Consider the following 15,841-nt stretch of genomic DNA (forward strand, 5'->3'; position numbering starts at 1 on the left):
CGCTAGACTGCGCCGGGATTTTCCACTCATCGTTTCGTTAAGGAAGGCCAAGCATGGAAGTAAAACTGCGGGAAGTGCTGCCTTTCAGGGTGGCGGGATTGCAGGTGCGTACCCTCAACACCCTGGAACAACAGGCGGATACCGCGCGGATCGGTCCAATGTGGCAGCGTTTCTACGTCGAGAACCTGTACGACAAGATTGCCCCAAGGCAGATGGATTCCTTCGTCTACGGGGTGTATTCCAACTACGAATCCGATGCCTCGGGGTATTTCGACGTGACCGCCGGCGTGGCGCTGGACGCGGCCTGCGCCGATTATCCGATGGTGGATATCCAGGGAGGGGATTACCTGGTGTTCAGCGCCAGGGGGGAAATGCCGGAGTGCGTGATCCGGGCCTGGGAGTTCATCTGGGCCTACTTCCAGGACAACCCCCAGTTACGCCGCGCCTATGCCACCGACTTCGAGGTCTATACCGGCGCCGACTCGGTGGCCATCTATATTGGCGTTCATGCCTCGGGCGAGCTTTCTCGTTCCAGCAACTGACGCTTGCGTTCCACGCCCCAGCGATAGCCCGAGAGGTCGCCGTCGCTGCGTACCACGCGGTGGCAGGGAATCGCCACGGCCAGGCTGTTGGCACCACAAGCCTGCGCCACCGCCCGGTACGAACGCGGGGCACCGATGCGCTGGGCGATCTCGGAATAACTGGCCGTGCTGCCGGCCGGGATAGCCCGCAGGGCCTGCCAGACTCGCTCCTGGAAAGCAGTGCCGCGCAGGTCCAGGGGCAGGTTCAGGCCGATGGCCGGTGCCTCGATGAAACCCACCACCTGGGCTACCAGTTGCTCGAACTGCTGGTCGGCGCCGATCAGGTTGGCCCGGGGAAACTTGTCCTGCAGTTCCTGCACCAACCGCTCGGGATCGTCTCCCAGGAGAATGGCGCAGACCCCGCGCTCGCTTTGGGCCACCAAGATCGCTCCCAGCGAGCACTGGCCCACGGCGAAGCGGATATCGCGGTTGGAGCCGCCTGCGCGATAGTCGCTGGGTTTCATGCCCAGGACCTGGTCCGCAGCCTCGTAGAAGCGGCTGTTGGAATTGAAGCCGGCGTCGTACAGGGCATCCGTCACTGATTGACCCTGCTGCAAATGCGAGCGGACCTTGCGCGAGCGCTGCGCATTGGCATAGCCCCGCGGGGTCAAGCCGGTGACCGCCTTGAAGACCCGGTGGAAGTGGTAGCTGCTCATCCCCGCCTGCTGTGCCAGTTGCTCCAGGCTGGGCGCCGACTCGGCGCTCTCGATCTGCCGGCAGGCCGCCGCCACCAGTGCGCCATGGTGCGCCGCGAGCTGGGTCTGGTCGCCGGCCTGGCGCTTGCTCGGGCGATAGCCTGCGGCCTCGGCCTGCTCGGCATTGTCGAAGAACTCGACGTTTTCCGCCTTCGGCAGGCGTGACAGGCTGCTGGGCCGGCAATACACGCCGGTGGTCCTGACGGCATAGACGAAGCGGTCGTCGGCGCTGGCGTCGCGGTTGAGCACGGCCTGCCAGCGGGGGTCCTGTTCGATACGCTGTTTGCGCGACGGAGCATTCATGGTCGGTTCTCGGCTGGGAATGGTGGCCAGCTTAACCCTGTACCCCTTGCTCGGCACTCCGCCGCTTGCGGTCCAATTCCGGGGTCGGGCCGGCTTGGCGAAATGTCAGGTTGATCCGTTGCTGGCCGAGCAAGGGATGGCTGCCATCCTTCACGGGGAGTACGCCGTGATAGCGCAGGCGATCCACGCCGCCCCAGACCAGCACGTCGCCGTGCAGCAAGGGCACCCTCAGGCTGCGATCGCTGCGTTGCAGGCCGCCGAACAGGAAGACCGCCGGCAGGCCCAGGGACAGGGAGACGATGGGCGCGCTGTAGTCGTGCTCGTTCTTGTCCTGGTGCAAGGACATCTTTGCCCCAGGACGGTAGCAGTTGATCAGGCAGGAGTCGGGGGTGAAGTCGGCGAAGCCTGCGGCGTGCGCCGCCGCCACGGCCAGTTGGCGGAAGACTTCGGGCATCGTCGGCCATGGATGTCCACTCTGCGGGTCGGTGGCGCTGTAGCGGTAGCCAGTCAAGTCAGTGGTCCAGCCCAGTTGCCCGCAACTGCTCAGGCCCACCGACATGGTGAAGCCGCCGGGGGTGAGCATCTGGCGAAAGGGCGCCTGGGCCAGCACCTGCTCCAGCGCCGGCAGCAGGCGTTCGATCCAGGGCAAGGCGAACCCGCGCAACGCTCTGGATTGTGGGCCCAGATGCTCCACACGTGGAGGCTGTTGCAGTTCTTCCTCGCTGAACAGGCCGAGGCTAGCAGGGGCGGTATCGCTAGAGCGCATCGTGGAAAATCACTCCCAGAGCATGGCGTTGGCCGCTGTGCACACGGCTGACGCCATGGCGCATGGTCACCCGGTAATGACCGCGCGAGCCTTTGACCGGTCGATGATGCACGGCGAATACCAGCCCATCACCCTGCTTCAGACCAATGACCTGGGGACGCGATTGCATCCGTGGACGCTGTTCGGTGAGCACCAGCTCGCCACCTGTGAAGTCTCTCTCGGGTTGGGACAGCAAGAACACCACCTGCAAGGGAAAGACATGTTCGCCATAGAGGTCCTGGTGCAGGCAGTTGTAGTCCCCTGCGGTGTATTGCAGCAACAGCGGCGTGGGGCGTTGCTGGCCGGCCTCATGGCAGCGCTGCAGGAACTGGGTGTGCTGGTCGGGGTAGCGGGTGTCGATGTCCATGGCCAGGTTCCAGCGATTGGCGATCGCCACCAGGCGTGGATACAGCTGCTGGCGCAACTGGACCACCAGCTCGGGCAGCGGATGGCGAAAGTACTGGTACTGGCCGAGTCCGAAGCCATGGCGGGCCATGAGCACCTTGGAGCGAAACAGTTCGCTGTGGGGGTAGAGTCCGCTCAGGGCTTGGCATTCATCGACGCTCAGCAGCCCTTCGAGGCGGGCGCAGCCCTCCTGGTCCAGGGCCTGTTCGATGCAGGCCCAATCCAGTCGTTGCAGGCGATGGGGCAGGGGGATGACGGTCATGGCGCAGGTTTCCCGGACAGAAGGCGGACTGCGGTCAGTCTGCGGCCCCGGAAAGTAACGGGCACTCCGCTGCTTGCGCTTGAATCCGATTAGAGGGCCTTGCTCACGCTGACATCGCTGATGACGTCGTCGCTCTGGCCATGCAAGGCCAGCAGAGCGGTCAGGGCTTCCTCTGCCGTTCCTGTCTCGAGCTGGGCGAATTCGAAGCGGCGCTCGCCGTTGAGCTTGTATTTGATGACGTACTTGGTGGTGTTGGGCACGGGGCTACCTGTTTGTCACAAGGAGGGGAAAGCGCAAACTAGCGCAGTTTCGAAGTGGAGCGGCGAACGATGCGGATCGAGTGGGTCAGGTGCGGCTTGCGGGTCACGCTGATGGCACGCCGGGAAACGGTATCGATGGTGATGTTCCAGAAGCCGGTGCTGGGGGCGGTGATCTTCGCCGGGAACTTGTCGAAAGCGCCGCCGTGGTAGGTGTGCCGGCCACCGTTCTTGAAACTGCGGAAGTTGGCGTCGTTCATCAGGCGGATGTTGCAGGTCTGGGAGCATTCGATGACGACGATGTCGTCCTCGTTGAGGTGCTCGCGCTGGTGGATGAATTTCATGTTGGGGGGACTCCAGGAAGCCGATGATGGCTAAAGCAAAAAACGTTTGCGTGGGCGGTGCTGCAGTTTATCAGGCTGAAGGGTTTATTATCCGGCGCCGCCGTCGGGCTTTGACAATTTAAAACAGTTATTTGGATTTTTATCGGCGATAACGTCGTGCCTCCGGAGAAAAACGACGTGCTGACTGTCGGAGGGATTTTTATTGGAGATTTCGTATGAAGCGGTGGGTGTGGTTACTGGCATTGGCAATCGGTGGCTGCTCTACCGTCTCGGATATTAACCAGACGCCACCGACCCTGAACGTCATTTCCGGCAAGAAGCCCGAGGAGTACGCCAAGTGCTTGAGCGCAAAACTGGCCGACAGCCGTGGTGCCTTGCAGCTTGAGTCCAACAAGTCCGGCGGTTACCGGGTGATAGTCCCGCAAAGCTTGTCGTCGGCCCCGGCAGCGATTTTCTATATCGACGAACGCTCCGGTGGCAGCAGCATCAAGCTGCACGAGCAGATGTCCAATAATCCGTTGCGTCCTGGGGATGTGCTCAAGGCCGGGGAGCGCTGTATCTCAGGTTGAAGGGACGCGTAACGGCACGCCTGCAAGGTTTCCTGCTCTGCTCGACAGGAAGCCGGCAGGTTTTTTTTTGCCTGCTGGAAAGACCGGGCAACCCCGGCTATCCGGGCTGCCGAGGGTAATTGGGCGTTGTCGCTGTGGATCTATTGACCTACTATTCTGCTGCTTATATCAAGTAAGTCTAAGCATATAACTAGAATAATGGAGTTCATATGATCCCACTGGATCGAATGCTATTGAGTGGCCTGATGCTGCTTCTTGTGCAATCTGCCCATGCCGTGGACGGGCAGAAAGTCTTCACCCAGGGCGGCTCCCAACCGGGGGCGACGGCCTGCATGGCCTGTCATGGTGCCGATGCCATGGGCCTGGCGCCCGCCGGTTTTCCGCGTCTGGCCGGCTTGTCGGCGGGGTACCTGAGCAAGCAACTGCATGATTTTCGCAGTGGTGCTCGTACCAGCCCGGTCATGCAGCCGCTGGCCAAGGCCCTGACCGAAGATGAAATCTCCGCCGTGACCGCCACCCTCGCGGCCATGCCTGCCTCGAAAACCCTTGCTACCAGCCGTGCCCAGCCGGCGGTCGGGGTGGGCGAGCGCCTGGCCTTGCGCGGAGCCTGGGAGCGCCAGGTACCTGAGTGCGTCAGTTGTCATGGCCCGGGCGGTGCGGGTGTCGGCCAGGCTTTTCCACCGCTGGCCGGGCAGCCTGCTACCTACCTGGCGGCGCAGTTGAACGCCTGGCGCGAGGGGACTCGACACAATGACCCCAATGACCTGATGGGGCATATCGCCAAGTCGCTGAGTGCCGAGGAAGTGACCGCGGTGGCGGACTACTTCGCCAACCTGACTCAGAAGGAGGTACGTCCATGAAGCCAATGATTGCAGGGGCGATGCTGGCGGCGCTGGCGGTCCAGGTGCAAGCGGCCGAGATCGCCATGGAAGACCAGTCGCAGATCCAGGCGCCGAGCGCGTCCGCCCATACCCAGTATTTCCAGGCACCGGCCGAGAGCGAACTGCCGGACAACGCTTACGGCAAGCTGGTGCGCGAGGGGCATGCGCTGTTCGTCGATACCAAGCGCCTGGCGCCGAAATATGTGGGCAACGGCCTTAATTGCAGCAACTGCCACCTGGACCAGGGGCGCTTGGCCAACTCCGCTCCACTATGGGGCGCCTACCCGATGTATCCCGCTTATCGCAAGAAAAACGACAAGGTCAATACTTTCGCCGAACGCTTGCAGGGCTGCTTCCAGTTCAGCATGAACGGCGGCCAGCCGCCGGCGGCGGACAGCCCGGAAATCACCGCGTTGTCGGTATATGCCTATTGGTTGGCGAGCAAGGCGCCGTTGGGCACCGAGTTGCCGGGCCGTGGTTATCCCGACGTGCCACAGCCGGCCAAGGGGTATGACCTCAAGCGTGGCGCCGCGGTCTACCAGGCGCAGTGCTCGGTCTGCCATGGCGAGCAGGGCCAGGGACAGAGGTCAGGGGAGGGCTACGTGATGCCGCCGCTCTGGGGCAAGGACTCCTACAACTGGGGAGCGGGGATGCACCGGATCAATACCGCGGCCTCCTTCATCAAGCACAACATGCCTTTGGGCAAGGGCGGCAGCCTGAGCGATGAGCAGGCCTGGGACGTCGCGGCCTTCGTCAACAGTCATGAGCGGCCTCAGGATCCGCGCCTGGTGGACGGCTCGATCGAGAAGACCCGCATCAAGTTCCACGCCAACGATGGGGTGAATCTCTACGGGCAGACGGTAGATGGCGTACTGATCGGCCAAGGCATCCGATAAACTGTCTTCTATCGTCACCGATGCCGTCCGGGCTCCTGCCCTGGCGGCATCGTCTTTTGGGGAGAAAGCATGAAGCGGGAACACGTCAGGGAAAAGCATGCAGAGGGCTTGATCTCTGCCACTCATGTGATCCAGAACCCCGCAAACTCCGGGGAATGGATCGTGTTTTTCAAGAAAAGCGCAGGGCGCAGCTACTTCCTGGTGGATGACAGCGACGAGGTGGAGTCCTTCGCGCGCCTGGATGACTTGATCGAGACCATTCGCGGCCTGGGGATCAAGTTTGCCGAGATCCACATCTAGGTCTAGCTATTTGCAAACCACCACCACGCTGCGGCTTTTGTAGTTGCCGACATCGGCGCCCAGGGTCTTGTCGCTTTCACTGGGAGCGGGAGTGCCTTGCGTACCGATGATCCGATAGCCGGTGCCGGCGCAGGAGGCCTCGGCTTTTTCATAGCAACTGGCCCAGGATCCGGCTTCTCCGGAACAGTCTATGCTCAAGGCCTGTTCGCCATTGGCCAGGTAGGTGTCGGAGACGGTGGCGCAGCCGCCCAGGGCCAGGATTGCCGAGATTGCCAGCAGTTTGTTCATGGGGTTTTCTTCGTCTTGAGAGGGGGGAACATCTGTTGGCGATGCTATAGCTAATGGCCATGACCGTACACGGATTGCTGATCGCTCTTGGCCTTGTTGTAGCTGCTTGCAGGCGATGTCGCGAGATCGGTAGCGGAGGCCTCCTGCCAGGTGCCATCACCGGGTATCCGAAAAGGCTTCGAACAGGGAGGGGATGCCCGAGAAACGGACTATCGGCAATCTCTCTGGCAGGGCTGGAAGCAGCGCACTGCAAGCCTCTAGGGTCAGGACGCAAGCGATCCGATGGGCGCAGCGGAACTATCTGGCGCTTTATTTCTCTATGATGGCAGCGGTTAGCCAGTGCGGGGCATTGTAAGGTGCTCGCCGCCTGATTAGACTGCGCCGAAACTCGTACGCACAGCCTTATTTAAGGACTCATATGATCAAGAAATGCTTGTTCCCTGCAGCCGGTTACGGTACTCGCTTCCTGCCAGCGACTAAGGCCATGCCCAAAGAAATGCTGCCGGTGGTGAACAAGCCACTGATCCAGTACGGCGTTGAAGAAGCGCTGGATGCCGGATTGAATGAAATCTCCATCGTGACCGGTCGTGGCAAGCGCGCCCTCGAGGACCACTTCGACATCAGTTACGAGTTGGAAAACCAGATCAAGGGCACCGACAAGGAAAAATACCTGGTCGGTATCCGCAAGCTGCTGGACGAGTGCTCGTTCTCCTACACCCGCCAGACCGAAATGAAGGGCCTGGGCCATGCGATCCTCACCGGCCGCCCGCTGATCGGTGACGAACCTTTCGCCGTAGTGCTGGCTGACGACCTGTGCGTCAACCTCGAAGGCGACGGCGTGCTGACCCAGATGGTCAAGCTGTACAAGCAGTTCCGCTGCTCGATCGTGGCCATCCAGGAAGTCGACCCGCAGGAAACCAACAAGTACGGCGTGATCGCCGGCGAGATGATCCGCGACGATATCTATCGCGTCCACAGCATGGTCGAGAAGCCAAAGCCCGAGGATGCTCCGTCGAACCTGGCGATCATCGGTCGCTACATCCTGACTCCGGATATCTTCGACCTGATCGAGCAGACCGAGCCAGGCAAGGGCGGCGAGATCCAGATCACCGACGCCCTGATGAAGCAGGCGCAAAACGGTTGCGTGATGGCCTACAAGTTCAAGGGCAAGCGTTTTGACTGTGGTGGCGCCGAAGGCTACATCGAGGCGACCAACTTCTGCTTCGAGAACTTCTACAAGACCGGCAAGGCCTACTGATAGCCGCTGTACGGTTTCCTCCGGAAAAGCCACCTGCGGGTGGCTTTTTCATTTATCGCCCATATATCCATCCACTGCGCTGACCGCTTCGCCGTCTGCGATTATGCTTGTCAGCCTGCCTGGGAGAGTGAAATGGCCTACGATTTTGATCTGTATGTAATTGGCGCCGGTTCCGGCGGTGTACGTTGCGCACGCTTCGCCGCCGGTTTCGGGGCGAAGGTCGCGGTGGCCGAGAGCCGTTACCTGGGGGGCACCTGCGTCAACGTCGGCTGCGTGCCGAAGAAGCTCTTGGTGTACGGCGCCCACTTCGCCGAAGACTTCGAGCAGGCCTCCGGGTTCGGCTGGGATCTGGGCGAGGCGAGTTTCGACTGGGCGACGCTGATCGCCAACAAGGACCGGGAAATCCATCGCCTCAACGGCATCTACCGCAACTTGCTGGTCAACAGCGGCGTGACCCTGCACGAAGGGCATGCCAAGTTGATCGATCCGCATCAGGTGGAGGTCAATGGCCAGCGCTATACCGCCAGGCACATCCTGATCGCCACTGGCGGCTGGCCGCAGATTCCGGACATCCCGGGACGCGAGCATGCCATCAGTTCCAACGAAGCCTTCTATCTCAAGGAGCTGCCCAAGCGCATCCTGGTGGTGGGTGGCGGCTACATCGCGGTGGAGTTCGCCGGGATCTTCCACGGCCTGGGGGCGGACACCCAGTTGCTGTATCGCGGCGACCTGTTCCTGCGTGGCTTCGATGGCGCGGTGCGCAAGCATCTGCAGGAAGAGCTGACCAAGCGTGGCTTGGGGCTGCAATTCAATGCCGACATTGAGCGTATCGACAAGCAGGCCGACGGCAGCCTCGAGGTTACCCTCAAGGATGGTCGCAGGCTGGCGGCCGACTGCGTGTTCTATGCCACGGGGCGCCGGCCGATGCTCGACAACCTGGGCCTGGAGAACACTGCGGTCAAGCTCGACAAGCGCGGCTTCATCGAGGTCGACGATCTGTATCAGAGCAGCGAGCCGTCGATCCTGGCCATTGGCGATGTGATCGGCCGGGTGCAGTTGACCCCGGTGGCCCTGGCCGAAGGCATGGCCGTGGCTCGCCGGCTGTTCAAGCCCGAGCAGTATCGCCCGGTGGATTACCGGATGATTCCTACTGCCGTGTTCAGCCTGCCGAACATCGGCACCGTCGGTCTCACCGAAGAGCAAGCGCGCGAGGCCGGGCACCAGGTGCAGATTTTCGAAAGCCGTTTCCGGCCGATGAAGCTGACCCTGACCGACTGTCAGGAGCGCACCCTGATGAAGCTGGTGGTGGATGCCGAGAGCGACAAGGTGCTGGGCTGCCACATGGTCGGCCCGGAGGCCGGCGAGATCGTCCAGGGCCTGGCCATTGCACTGAAGGCCGGGGCGACCAAGCGTGACTTCGACGAAACCATCGGCGTGCATCCGACCGCCGCTGAAGAGTTCGTCACCATGCGGACCCCGATCGCCGGCTGATCAGGCGTCCGTTGCTGTGCCTGGCTGGGTCTTGTCGGCAGCCAGGCGCAGTGCCTCCAGGCTGGCCTCGGCCTTGGTGGCGCGTGCTTCCAGTTCCTTGCCCGTCCGGGTTTGTTGCCGATTCTCTTCCTTGAGTGCCTGGATCTCTTCCTGAGCTACGCGCAAGCGCTCCTGAAGCAGGGTGCCTTCGTTGCCCTGGCGGGCCAATTGCTCATTGAGTTGCGCCTGCAGGGCGCTGCCCTGGCTCAGCGCTTGCTGGGCCTGCTTGAGCTCCTTGAGAGTGGTGCGTTGCTCGCTGAGCAGGCGCTCGTTGTCGCGGTGCAGCTGGGTGATCTCATCCTGGCGTACCAGGAGGCTCTGCTGGGCTTGGCGCAACTCTATCTGGACTTGCTGCATTTGCCCCTCGTGACGGCGCAGTTCCTGGTCGCGCTGCTCCTTGCTGGCTGCGCGGTAATGCTCCAGGGCGTCGCGGGCATGCAGGTGCTTTTCTTCCAGGGAACGGATCTGTTGCTCCTTGTCGGCCAGGCGCAGGTCGTAATCCTTGAGGGCCTGGCCGAGTTCGGCATTGTGGGTCCGTTCGCCCTGCAGCATGTTGCGGGTGTCGTGTAGCGCGGCACTTTCGCTGGCCAGGGCCGTGACCTTGTCCTGTATTTGCTGCTGCAGTTGCTCTTCGTGACGGCGCATTTCCTCCAGTTGCTGTTCCAGCGCCCGCTTTTGCTCCTGGAAGTGGGCGAGGGCCTGTTCCAGTGGCTCCTGGGCCTGCTCCGAAAGACGCCGGGCGAGGCGCCCGACCAGCTCCGCCAGCTCTTCGTCCAGTGGTGCCGGGCCGGAATCCCGTTGTCCGGCTCCGTCATCCAGTTCCTTCAAGTAGCGGTGGATGGTGGTTTTCGAGCCGGTATTGCCCATTTCTATACGTACTGCATCGATGCTGGGGTGTCCGCCGCGGGCAAGGATCGCTTGGCGCGCCTTTTTCACCACCGCTTTGTTTATGCCTCCGCGAGCCATCTTTCCTCCAACGATTTAGTACTGTGTTACGTGGTATGTAATTCACGTAATTGTACACGTGAACTGAAATGCCAGATAGCAGGATCATGGCAATGGATATTTTAGTATTATCCAATCTCAGTGACCTGCATCGGGTTTTCCTGCCGATTTTGCCCTGTACGTGCTGGAGTCAAGGCGCCATGAGTGAACTGGATCGTTATCTGCAAGCGGCCACCCGCGATAACACTCGCCGCAGCTATCGAGCGGCCATCGAGCATTTCGAGGTGCAGTGGGGAGGCTTCCTCCCGGCGACGGCGGAAGGCGTCGCCCGTTATCTGGCGGCCTATGCCGGTGAGTTGTCGATCAACACCCTGAAGCTGCGGTTGTCGGCATTGGCGCAGTGGCATAACAGCCAGGGTTTCGTCGACCCGACCAAGGCCCCGGTGGTGCGCCAGGTGCTCAAGGGCATTCGGGCCCTGCATCCGGCCCAGGAGAAGCAGGCCGTACCCTTGCAGTTGCAGGATCTGGAGCGGGTGGCCAGCTGGCTCGATGAACAGGCGTCGCAGGCTCTGGTCGAGCGTTGCCAGGCCGGCCTGCTGCGGGCGCGGCGGGATCGGGCGTTGATCCTGCTGGGGTTCTGGCGTGGCTTTCGCAGCGACGAGCTCTGTCGTGTGCAGGTCGAGCATGTGCAGGCCCACGCCGGCTCCGGCATCAGCCTGTACTTGCCGCGCAGCAAGGGTGATCGCGACAACCTGGGCCGTACCTACAGCACGCCCGCCTTGCTGCGGCTGTGCCCGGTACAGGCCTACATCGAATGGATCAATACCGCCGCACTGGTGCGCGGGCCGGTATTTCGCGCCATCGATCGCTGGGGCAACCTGGGCGAGCAGGGGCTGCATGCCAACAGCGTGATTCCCCTGCTGCGCCAGGTGCTGGAGCGCGCGGGTATCGCCGCCGAGCGCTACACCAGCCATTCCCTGCGCCGCGGGTTCGCCACCTGGGCCCAGCGCATCGGCTGGGATCTGAAGTCGCTGATGGCCTACGTGGGCTGGAAGGACCTGAAATCGGCCATGCGCTATGTCGAGGCAGAGCCCTTCGCGGGCATGGCGCAGCTCAGGGAGAAGGCAGTCGATCCTTAGGCAAGGTTTTTTCTATTAATACTCAGGGCTCATAGCCAAAACCAATCGAGAGCATCAGGTTTACCAATGAGCCAGATGGCGACTCATTGGCTAGGATTCTCCCCATCAAGTTTTCACCCAATGTCTTCAACCACTGATGGAGAGTCAACGATGCCTATCATCAACAGCCAAGTTAAACCGTTCAAAGCTACTGCATTCAAAAACGGTGAGTTCGTCGAAGTATCGGATGCCGACCTCAAAGGCAAGTGGTCTGTCGTGTTCTTCTACCCAGCCGACTTCACCTTCGTCTGCCCGACCGAACTGGAAGACCTGGCCGACAACTATGCCGAATTCCAGAAGCTGGGCGTTGAGATCTACAGCGTTTCCACCGACACCCACTTCGCCCACGCTGCCTGGCACAACACGTCGCCAGCCATCGGCAAGATCAAGTACACCATGATCGGCGATCCGACCCTGGCTATCTCGCGCAACTTCGACGTGCTGATCGAAGAAGCCGGCCTGGCTGACCGCGGTACCTTCGTGATCAACCCGGAAGGCCAGATCAAGATCGTTGAAATCAACGATGGCGGCGTAGGCCGTGACGCTTCCGAACTGCTGCGCAAGATCAAGGCCGCCCAGTACGTCGCTGCCCACCCAGGCGAAGTCTGCCCAGCCAAGTGGAAAGAAGGCGAGGCCACCCTGGCTCCGTCCCTGGACCTGGTCGGCAAGATCTAAGTCCATGCGTCATCCAGAGGCGGTCATCCGCACTTAAGTAAGCCGCACCGCCCTCAAATAACGCCCGGGCGAGATTCGCCCGGGCGTTGTTTTTTTACCGAATCAAAGGAAATCGCCCGTATGTTGGACGCCAATCTTAAATCTCAGTTGAAGTCATACCTGGAGCGGGTCACACAGCCGATCGAGATCGTCGCCTCCCTCGACGACGGTGCGAAATCCCAGGAAATGCTCGCGCTACTCAAAGACATCGTCAGTCTTTCCACTCAAATTACCTTGCTCGACAACGGTACCGATGCGCGCAAGCCGTCGTTCTCGTTGAATCGCCCGGGGAGTGATATCAGCCTGCGTTTCGCCGGTATCCCCATGGGCCACGAGTTCACCTCCCTGGTACTGGCCCTGCTGCAAGTGGGTGGCCATCCATCCAAGGCCAGCGCGGAAGTGATCGAGCAGGTCCGCTCGCTCAAGGGCGAGTTCAACTTCGAAACCTATTTCTCGCTGTCCTGCCAGAACTGCCCGGACGTGGTCCAGGCACTGAACCTGATGGCGGTGCTCAACCCCAATATTCGCCACGTGGCCATCGATGGCGCGCTGTTCCAGGCCGAGGTTGACGAGCGCAAAGTCATGGCCGTGCCCAGCATCTACCTCAATGGCGTGAATTTCGGCCAGGGCCGCATGGGTCTGGAAGAAATCCTGGCCAAGCTCGACACCGGCGCAGTGGAGAAACAAGCGCAGAAACTCAGCGCCAAGGAAGCCTTCGACGTGCTGGTGGTGGGCGGTGGCCCGGCCGGCGCTGCGGCAGCCATCTATGCTGCGCGCAAGGGGATCCGCACCGGCGTGGTCGCCGAGCGTTTCGGTGGACAAGTGCTGGACACCATGGCCATCGAGAACTTCATCTCGGTGCAGGAGACTGAAGGCCCGAAGCTGGCCGCGGCCCTGGAAGAGCACGTCAAGCAATACGACGTCGATATCATGAACCTGCAGCGTGCCAGTGCCCTGGTGCCAGCCAAGGATGCGGGTGGCCTGCATGAGGTGCGGTTCGAGAGTGGCGCCAGCCTCAAGGCCAAGTCGGTGATCCTGGCCACCGGTGCGCGCTGGCGTGAAATGGGCGTGCCCGGTGAGCAAGAGTACAAGGCCAAGGGTGTGTGCTTCTGCCCGCACTGCGATGGCCCGCTGTTCAAGGGCAAGCGCGTGGCAGTGATCGGCGGCGGCAACTCCGGTGTCGAAGCGGCCATCGACCTGGCAGGTATCGTCAGCCATGTGACCCTGCTGGAGTTCGACAGCCAACTGCGTGCCGACGCTGTGCTGCAACGCAAGTTGTTCAGCCTGCCCAACGTCAAGGTCATCACCAGCGCCCTGACCAGCGAAGTCAAGGGTGACGGGCAGAAGGTCACTGGCCTGGTCTACAAGGATCGCCAGTCGGGTGAGTTCAACAACGTCGAGCTGGAAGGCATCTTCGTGCAGATCGGCCTGCTGCCCAACACCGACTGGCTCAAGGGCACGGTTGAATTGTCGCCACGTGGCGAGATCATCGTCGATGCTCGCGGCGAGACTTCCTTGCCTGGAGTGTTTGCGGCAGGTGACGTCACCACGGTGCCGTACAAGCAGATCGTGATCGCGGTGGGCGAGGGCGCCAAGGCATCCCTGAGTGCTTTTGACCACCTGATCCGGACCTCGGCGCCGGACTGAGCCGCCTCCTGGAACAACAAAACCCCATGAGCCATGGCCCATGGGGTTTTTTCTTGCCTGGCGAACCAGGTCCGGCTGGCTGCGGCCTTACAGCGGGGCTGGCTGGATGATTTCGACCCAGTAGCCATCCGGATCCTTGATGAAGGCCAGGCTTTTCATGCGGCCGTCGTTCAGGCGCTTCTGGAAATCGCAGCCCAGGGCTTCGAAGCGCTCGCAGGCGGCGACGATGTCCGGTACCGAGATGCAGATGTGGCCGAAACCGCGGGGGTCGGTATTACCGTTGTGATAGGCGAACTGCGGGTCGTTCTCGGTGCCGTGGTTGTGGGTCAGCTCGAGAATGCCGGGGATCGACTTCATCCATTCGGTACGCGCCGCGGCGTCGGCCGGGATCTGCGCCTTGTCCACCAGGGCGAGGAAGTACAGGCTGAACTCAGCCTCGGGGAAATCACGCTTCTCAACCAGGGAGAAACCCAGGACCCGGGTGTAGAAGTCCAGGGAGCGGGTGATGTCCTTGACGCGCAACATGGTGTGGTTGAACACGAAGCGGGCGGTGGCGGCGTCAGGCTGGGCGGTTACGCCGGGAAAAGCATTGAGTTCGTTGAGGCTCATGGGCCCTCCGGGAAAATGAGGCGGCAAGGGCTGATCGAAGGCTCGGGCAGCGGCTTGCCGGGGCGTTGGTTCGGACATCCTTGGGATTGACCAATGATACGCAAGTGCCTGGGATGGGCCAAACCCAAAGCTCTTGATCTATTGCCCATTCCTGGCGCCGGGCTCAGACTCCAGGCTCCCTTTTCCAGTGTGCAAAACATGATCCTGTCGTTCAGAAGCCCCGTTGTAGTCCTGTTGCTGGCAATGGTTGCCGGTGCCGCCCAGGCTGCTCCCGAAATCAATTGGCCCCAGGGTTGGACGGTGGAGCCGGTGCCCTCCCAGGAGACCGACCAGATTGCCCAGGTGTCGCGCCAGCGGGCGGTGAAGAACGACGCCGCGGGTAATCCGCAACTGGTCATGGAGTTGACCGTGAGCCAGGTCGAGCCCGGGCATGTAGTCAATCTTCCGGGGGTCCTGCTGGAGATGCGCAAGTCTGTACAGAAGGACTTTGCCCAAGGTGGTTACCAGAGCGTGTGCAACAAGATCCATACCGCGCAGTTGAGTCGCCTCGAAGCATTGGAAACCACTTGCACTATTACCCAGAATGGTCGGCATGTGCTGTCACAAACATTGGTGGCCGCATTGGATGGGGATAAGGCTTATGTACTTTCATACGCTGGCCAGGCAGCGGCTTATGCCGATAGTCGGGACGAAGTGCTAGCTATTCGAAATAACCTGAAACTTTAAGCGGGTTTAAGGCTCGTCATTTGCTTTTCGCGTGTTGCAGGTTCGTTATCGAAAGGCATTAAGCGTGAAGTTGGGCATGCCCGGCCCTTATTGCACGCTGGCTGTAGCTCGCGAGAGGGCGGATGCGATGCAGCAGCCTACCCGCAATGTACGTAAGATATTTCCTTTGACCCTGGGGGCAATAAAATTATTCCACTCAATAAAAAGCCCTGCATGTGCAGGGCCTTTTTCAGGTGCGGCTTTGTTCAAGCACGCAGCCAGGAGTCTACAGTGGCGGCGCCGTATTGTTCTTTCCAAGCCTTCAGGCCGCGATGGTTGCCGCCCTTGGTTTCGATCAGCTCGCCGGTGTGCGGGTTCTGGTAGACCTTGACCACTCGGGCGCGGCGCTGTTTAGGGGCGCTGGCCTGTGGCAGGCTGGCCTTGCCCAGGTTTGGATCGAGGATCGCGATGATGTCACGCAGGTTCTTGTCGTAGGACTTCATCAGAGCCTGGAGTTTTTCCTCGAACTCGATTTCCTTCTTGAGCCCGGCGTCGTTCTTCAGGGATTCAAGCTGGGCGAGCTGTTCTTGAAGTGCTTTCTCGGCAGCACGGAATTCAGCAAGTCTGGACAATATCTTCACTCCAATAGTCTATTTTGGCTAATACACA

General features: G+C 61.1%; 20 protein-coding genes. 11 read left to right on the forward strand and 9 right to left on the reverse strand.

The window, feature by feature from the left end:
* Positions 1-53 precede the first annotated feature (53 nt).
* The gene (locus ACK6AU_RS13585) at positions 54-542 is read left to right on the forward strand and encodes a GyrI-like domain-containing protein (protein ID WP_185699392.1); all 489 of its coding nucleotides are present in this window, start codon (positions 54-56) and stop codon (positions 540-542) included.
* Here ACK6AU_RS13585 and ada read toward each other — a convergent pair.
* The 5 genes from ada to ACK6AU_RS13610 form a co-directional block, all read right to left on the reverse strand.
* On the reverse strand, positions 506-1,579 hold the full coding sequence (ada, locus tag ACK6AU_RS13590; protein WP_409299601.1) for a bifunctional DNA-binding transcriptional regulator/O6-methylguanine-DNA methyltransferase Ada: 1,074 nt from the start codon (positions 1,577-1,579) through the stop codon (positions 506-508). The genes ACK6AU_RS13585 and ada overlap by 37 nt on opposite strands.
* Positions 1,580-1,610: 31 nt before the next feature.
* On the reverse strand, positions 1,611-2,345 hold the full coding sequence (gene alkB, locus ACK6AU_RS13595) for a DNA oxidative demethylase AlkB (protein ID WP_409299602.1): 735 nt from the start codon (positions 2,343-2,345) through the stop codon (positions 1,611-1,613).
* Positions 2,335-3,051 (reverse strand): 2OG-Fe(II) oxygenase, encoded by a 717-nt coding sequence (locus ACK6AU_RS13600; RefSeq protein ID WP_409299603.1) that lies wholly within the window; start codon positions 3,049-3,051, stop codon positions 2,335-2,337. The genes alkB and ACK6AU_RS13600 overlap by 11 nt, the downstream gene beginning before the upstream one ends.
* A gap of 89 nt (positions 3,052-3,140) precedes the next feature.
* Positions 3,141-3,311 (reverse strand): hypothetical protein, encoded by a 171-nt coding sequence (locus tag ACK6AU_RS13605; protein ID WP_022639120.1) that lies wholly within the window; start codon positions 3,309-3,311, stop codon positions 3,141-3,143.
* 38 nt (positions 3,312-3,349) lie between these two features.
* Positions 3,350-3,652 (reverse strand): DUF1883 domain-containing protein, encoded by a 303-nt coding sequence (locus ACK6AU_RS13610; protein WP_409299604.1) that lies wholly within the window; start codon positions 3,650-3,652, stop codon positions 3,350-3,352.
* A gap of 215 nt (positions 3,653-3,867) precedes the next feature.
* Here ACK6AU_RS13610 and ACK6AU_RS13615 point away from each other — a divergent pair, with 215 nt between their 5' ends.
* From ACK6AU_RS13615 to ACK6AU_RS13630, 4 genes are all read left to right on the forward strand, one after another.
* Entirely contained in the window at positions 3,868-4,221 is a 354-nt protein-coding gene (locus ACK6AU_RS13615) for a hypothetical protein (RefSeq protein WP_185699387.1), read from the forward strand.
* 209 nt (positions 4,222-4,430) lie between these two features.
* Positions 4,431-5,081 (forward strand): c-type cytochrome, encoded by a 651-nt coding sequence (locus ACK6AU_RS13620; protein ID WP_409299605.1) that lies wholly within the window; start codon positions 4,431-4,433, stop codon positions 5,079-5,081.
* Positions 5,082-5,146: 65 nt separating this feature from the next.
* The gene (locus tag ACK6AU_RS13625; RefSeq protein ID WP_409299626.1) at positions 5,147-5,998 is read left to right on the forward strand and encodes a c-type cytochrome; all 852 of its coding nucleotides are present in this window, start codon (positions 5,147-5,149) and stop codon (positions 5,996-5,998) included.
* Positions 5,999-6,067: 69 nt separating this feature from the next.
* Positions 6,068-6,298 carry a hypothetical protein gene (locus ACK6AU_RS13630; RefSeq protein ID WP_022639115.1) on the forward strand — a complete coding sequence of 77 codons (231 nt, stop codon included), beginning with the start codon at positions 6,068-6,070 and terminating at the stop codon, positions 6,296-6,298.
* A 6-nt stretch (positions 6,299-6,304) separates the two neighbouring features.
* On the opposite strand, the gene ACK6AU_RS13635 is transcribed toward ACK6AU_RS13630, so the two are convergent.
* Positions 6,305-6,586, reverse strand: coding sequence for a hypothetical protein (locus ACK6AU_RS13635; protein ID WP_185699384.1), 282 nt, complete (start codon positions 6,584-6,586; stop codon positions 6,305-6,307).
* A gap of 418 nt (positions 6,587-7,004) precedes the next feature.
* Here ACK6AU_RS13635 and galU point away from each other — a divergent pair, with 418 nt between their 5' ends.
* The gene (gene galU, locus ACK6AU_RS13640) at positions 7,005-7,844 is read left to right on the forward strand and encodes a UTP--glucose-1-phosphate uridylyltransferase GalU (protein ID WP_022639112.1); all 840 of its coding nucleotides are present in this window, start codon (positions 7,005-7,007) and stop codon (positions 7,842-7,844) included.
* Positions 7,845-7,976: 132 nt separating this feature from the next.
* The gene (gorA, locus tag ACK6AU_RS13645) at positions 7,977-9,335 is read left to right on the forward strand and encodes a glutathione-disulfide reductase (protein ID WP_185699383.1); all 1,359 of its coding nucleotides are present in this window, start codon (positions 7,977-7,979) and stop codon (positions 9,333-9,335) included.
* Here gorA and ACK6AU_RS13650 read toward each other — a convergent pair whose 3' ends face one another.
* Positions 9,336-10,340, reverse strand: a complete 1,005-nt coding sequence (locus ACK6AU_RS13650; RefSeq protein ID WP_409299606.1) for a DNA-binding protein — start codon at positions 10,338-10,340, stop codon at positions 9,336-9,338. It lies immediately after the preceding gene.
* 179 nt (positions 10,341-10,519) lie between these two features.
* Between ACK6AU_RS13650 and ACK6AU_RS13655 the strand changes: the two genes are divergently transcribed.
* The 3 genes from ACK6AU_RS13655 to ahpF all read left to right on the forward strand — a co-directional run bounded on the left by ACK6AU_RS13655 (position 10,520) and on the right by ahpF (position 13,858).
* Positions 10,520-11,458, forward strand: coding sequence for a site-specific integrase (locus tag ACK6AU_RS13655; RefSeq protein WP_409299607.1), 939 nt, complete (start codon positions 10,520-10,522; stop codon positions 11,456-11,458).
* A 150-nt stretch (positions 11,459-11,608) separates the two neighbouring features.
* Positions 11,609-12,172 (forward strand): alkyl hydroperoxide reductase subunit C, encoded by a 564-nt coding sequence (gene ahpC / locus ACK6AU_RS13660; RefSeq protein WP_017907017.1) that lies wholly within the window; start codon positions 11,609-11,611, stop codon positions 12,170-12,172.
* Positions 12,173-12,292: 120 nt separating this feature from the next.
* A complete protein-coding gene (gene ahpF, locus ACK6AU_RS13665; protein WP_185699380.1) occupies positions 12,293-13,858 on the forward strand; it encodes an alkyl hydroperoxide reductase subunit F in 1,566 nt (521 codons plus the stop codon).
* A gap of 87 nt (positions 13,859-13,945) precedes the next feature.
* Here the strand turns inward: ahpF and gloA are convergent, their stop codons facing one another.
* Positions 13,946-14,467 carry a lactoylglutathione lyase gene (gene gloA, locus ACK6AU_RS13670; protein WP_185699379.1) on the reverse strand — a complete coding sequence of 174 codons (522 nt, stop codon included), beginning with the start codon at positions 14,465-14,467 and terminating at the stop codon, positions 13,946-13,948.
* A gap of 198 nt (positions 14,468-14,665) precedes the next feature.
* On the opposite strand from gloA, the gene ACK6AU_RS13675 reads away from it, so the two are divergent.
* A complete protein-coding gene (locus tag ACK6AU_RS13675) occupies positions 14,666-15,193 on the forward strand; it encodes a DUF4946 domain-containing protein (protein WP_409299608.1) in 528 nt (175 codons plus the stop codon).
* 245 nt (positions 15,194-15,438) lie between these two features.
* Here the strand turns inward: ACK6AU_RS13675 and ACK6AU_RS13680 are convergent, their stop codons facing one another.
* Positions 15,439-15,804: a histone-like nucleoid-structuring protein, MvaT/MvaU family gene (locus ACK6AU_RS13680; RefSeq protein WP_185699377.1), complete on the reverse strand. Its 366-nt coding sequence runs from the start codon at positions 15,802-15,804 to the stop codon at positions 15,439-15,441.
* Between the last annotated feature and the right edge of the window lie 37 nt (positions 15,805-15,841).

The sequence above is a fragment of the Pseudomonas sp. KCJK8993 genome, from assembly GCF_046230915.1.
In the GTDB taxonomy this organism is placed as follows: domain Bacteria; phylum Pseudomonadota; class Gammaproteobacteria; order Pseudomonadales; family Pseudomonadaceae; genus Aquipseudomonas; species Aquipseudomonas piscis.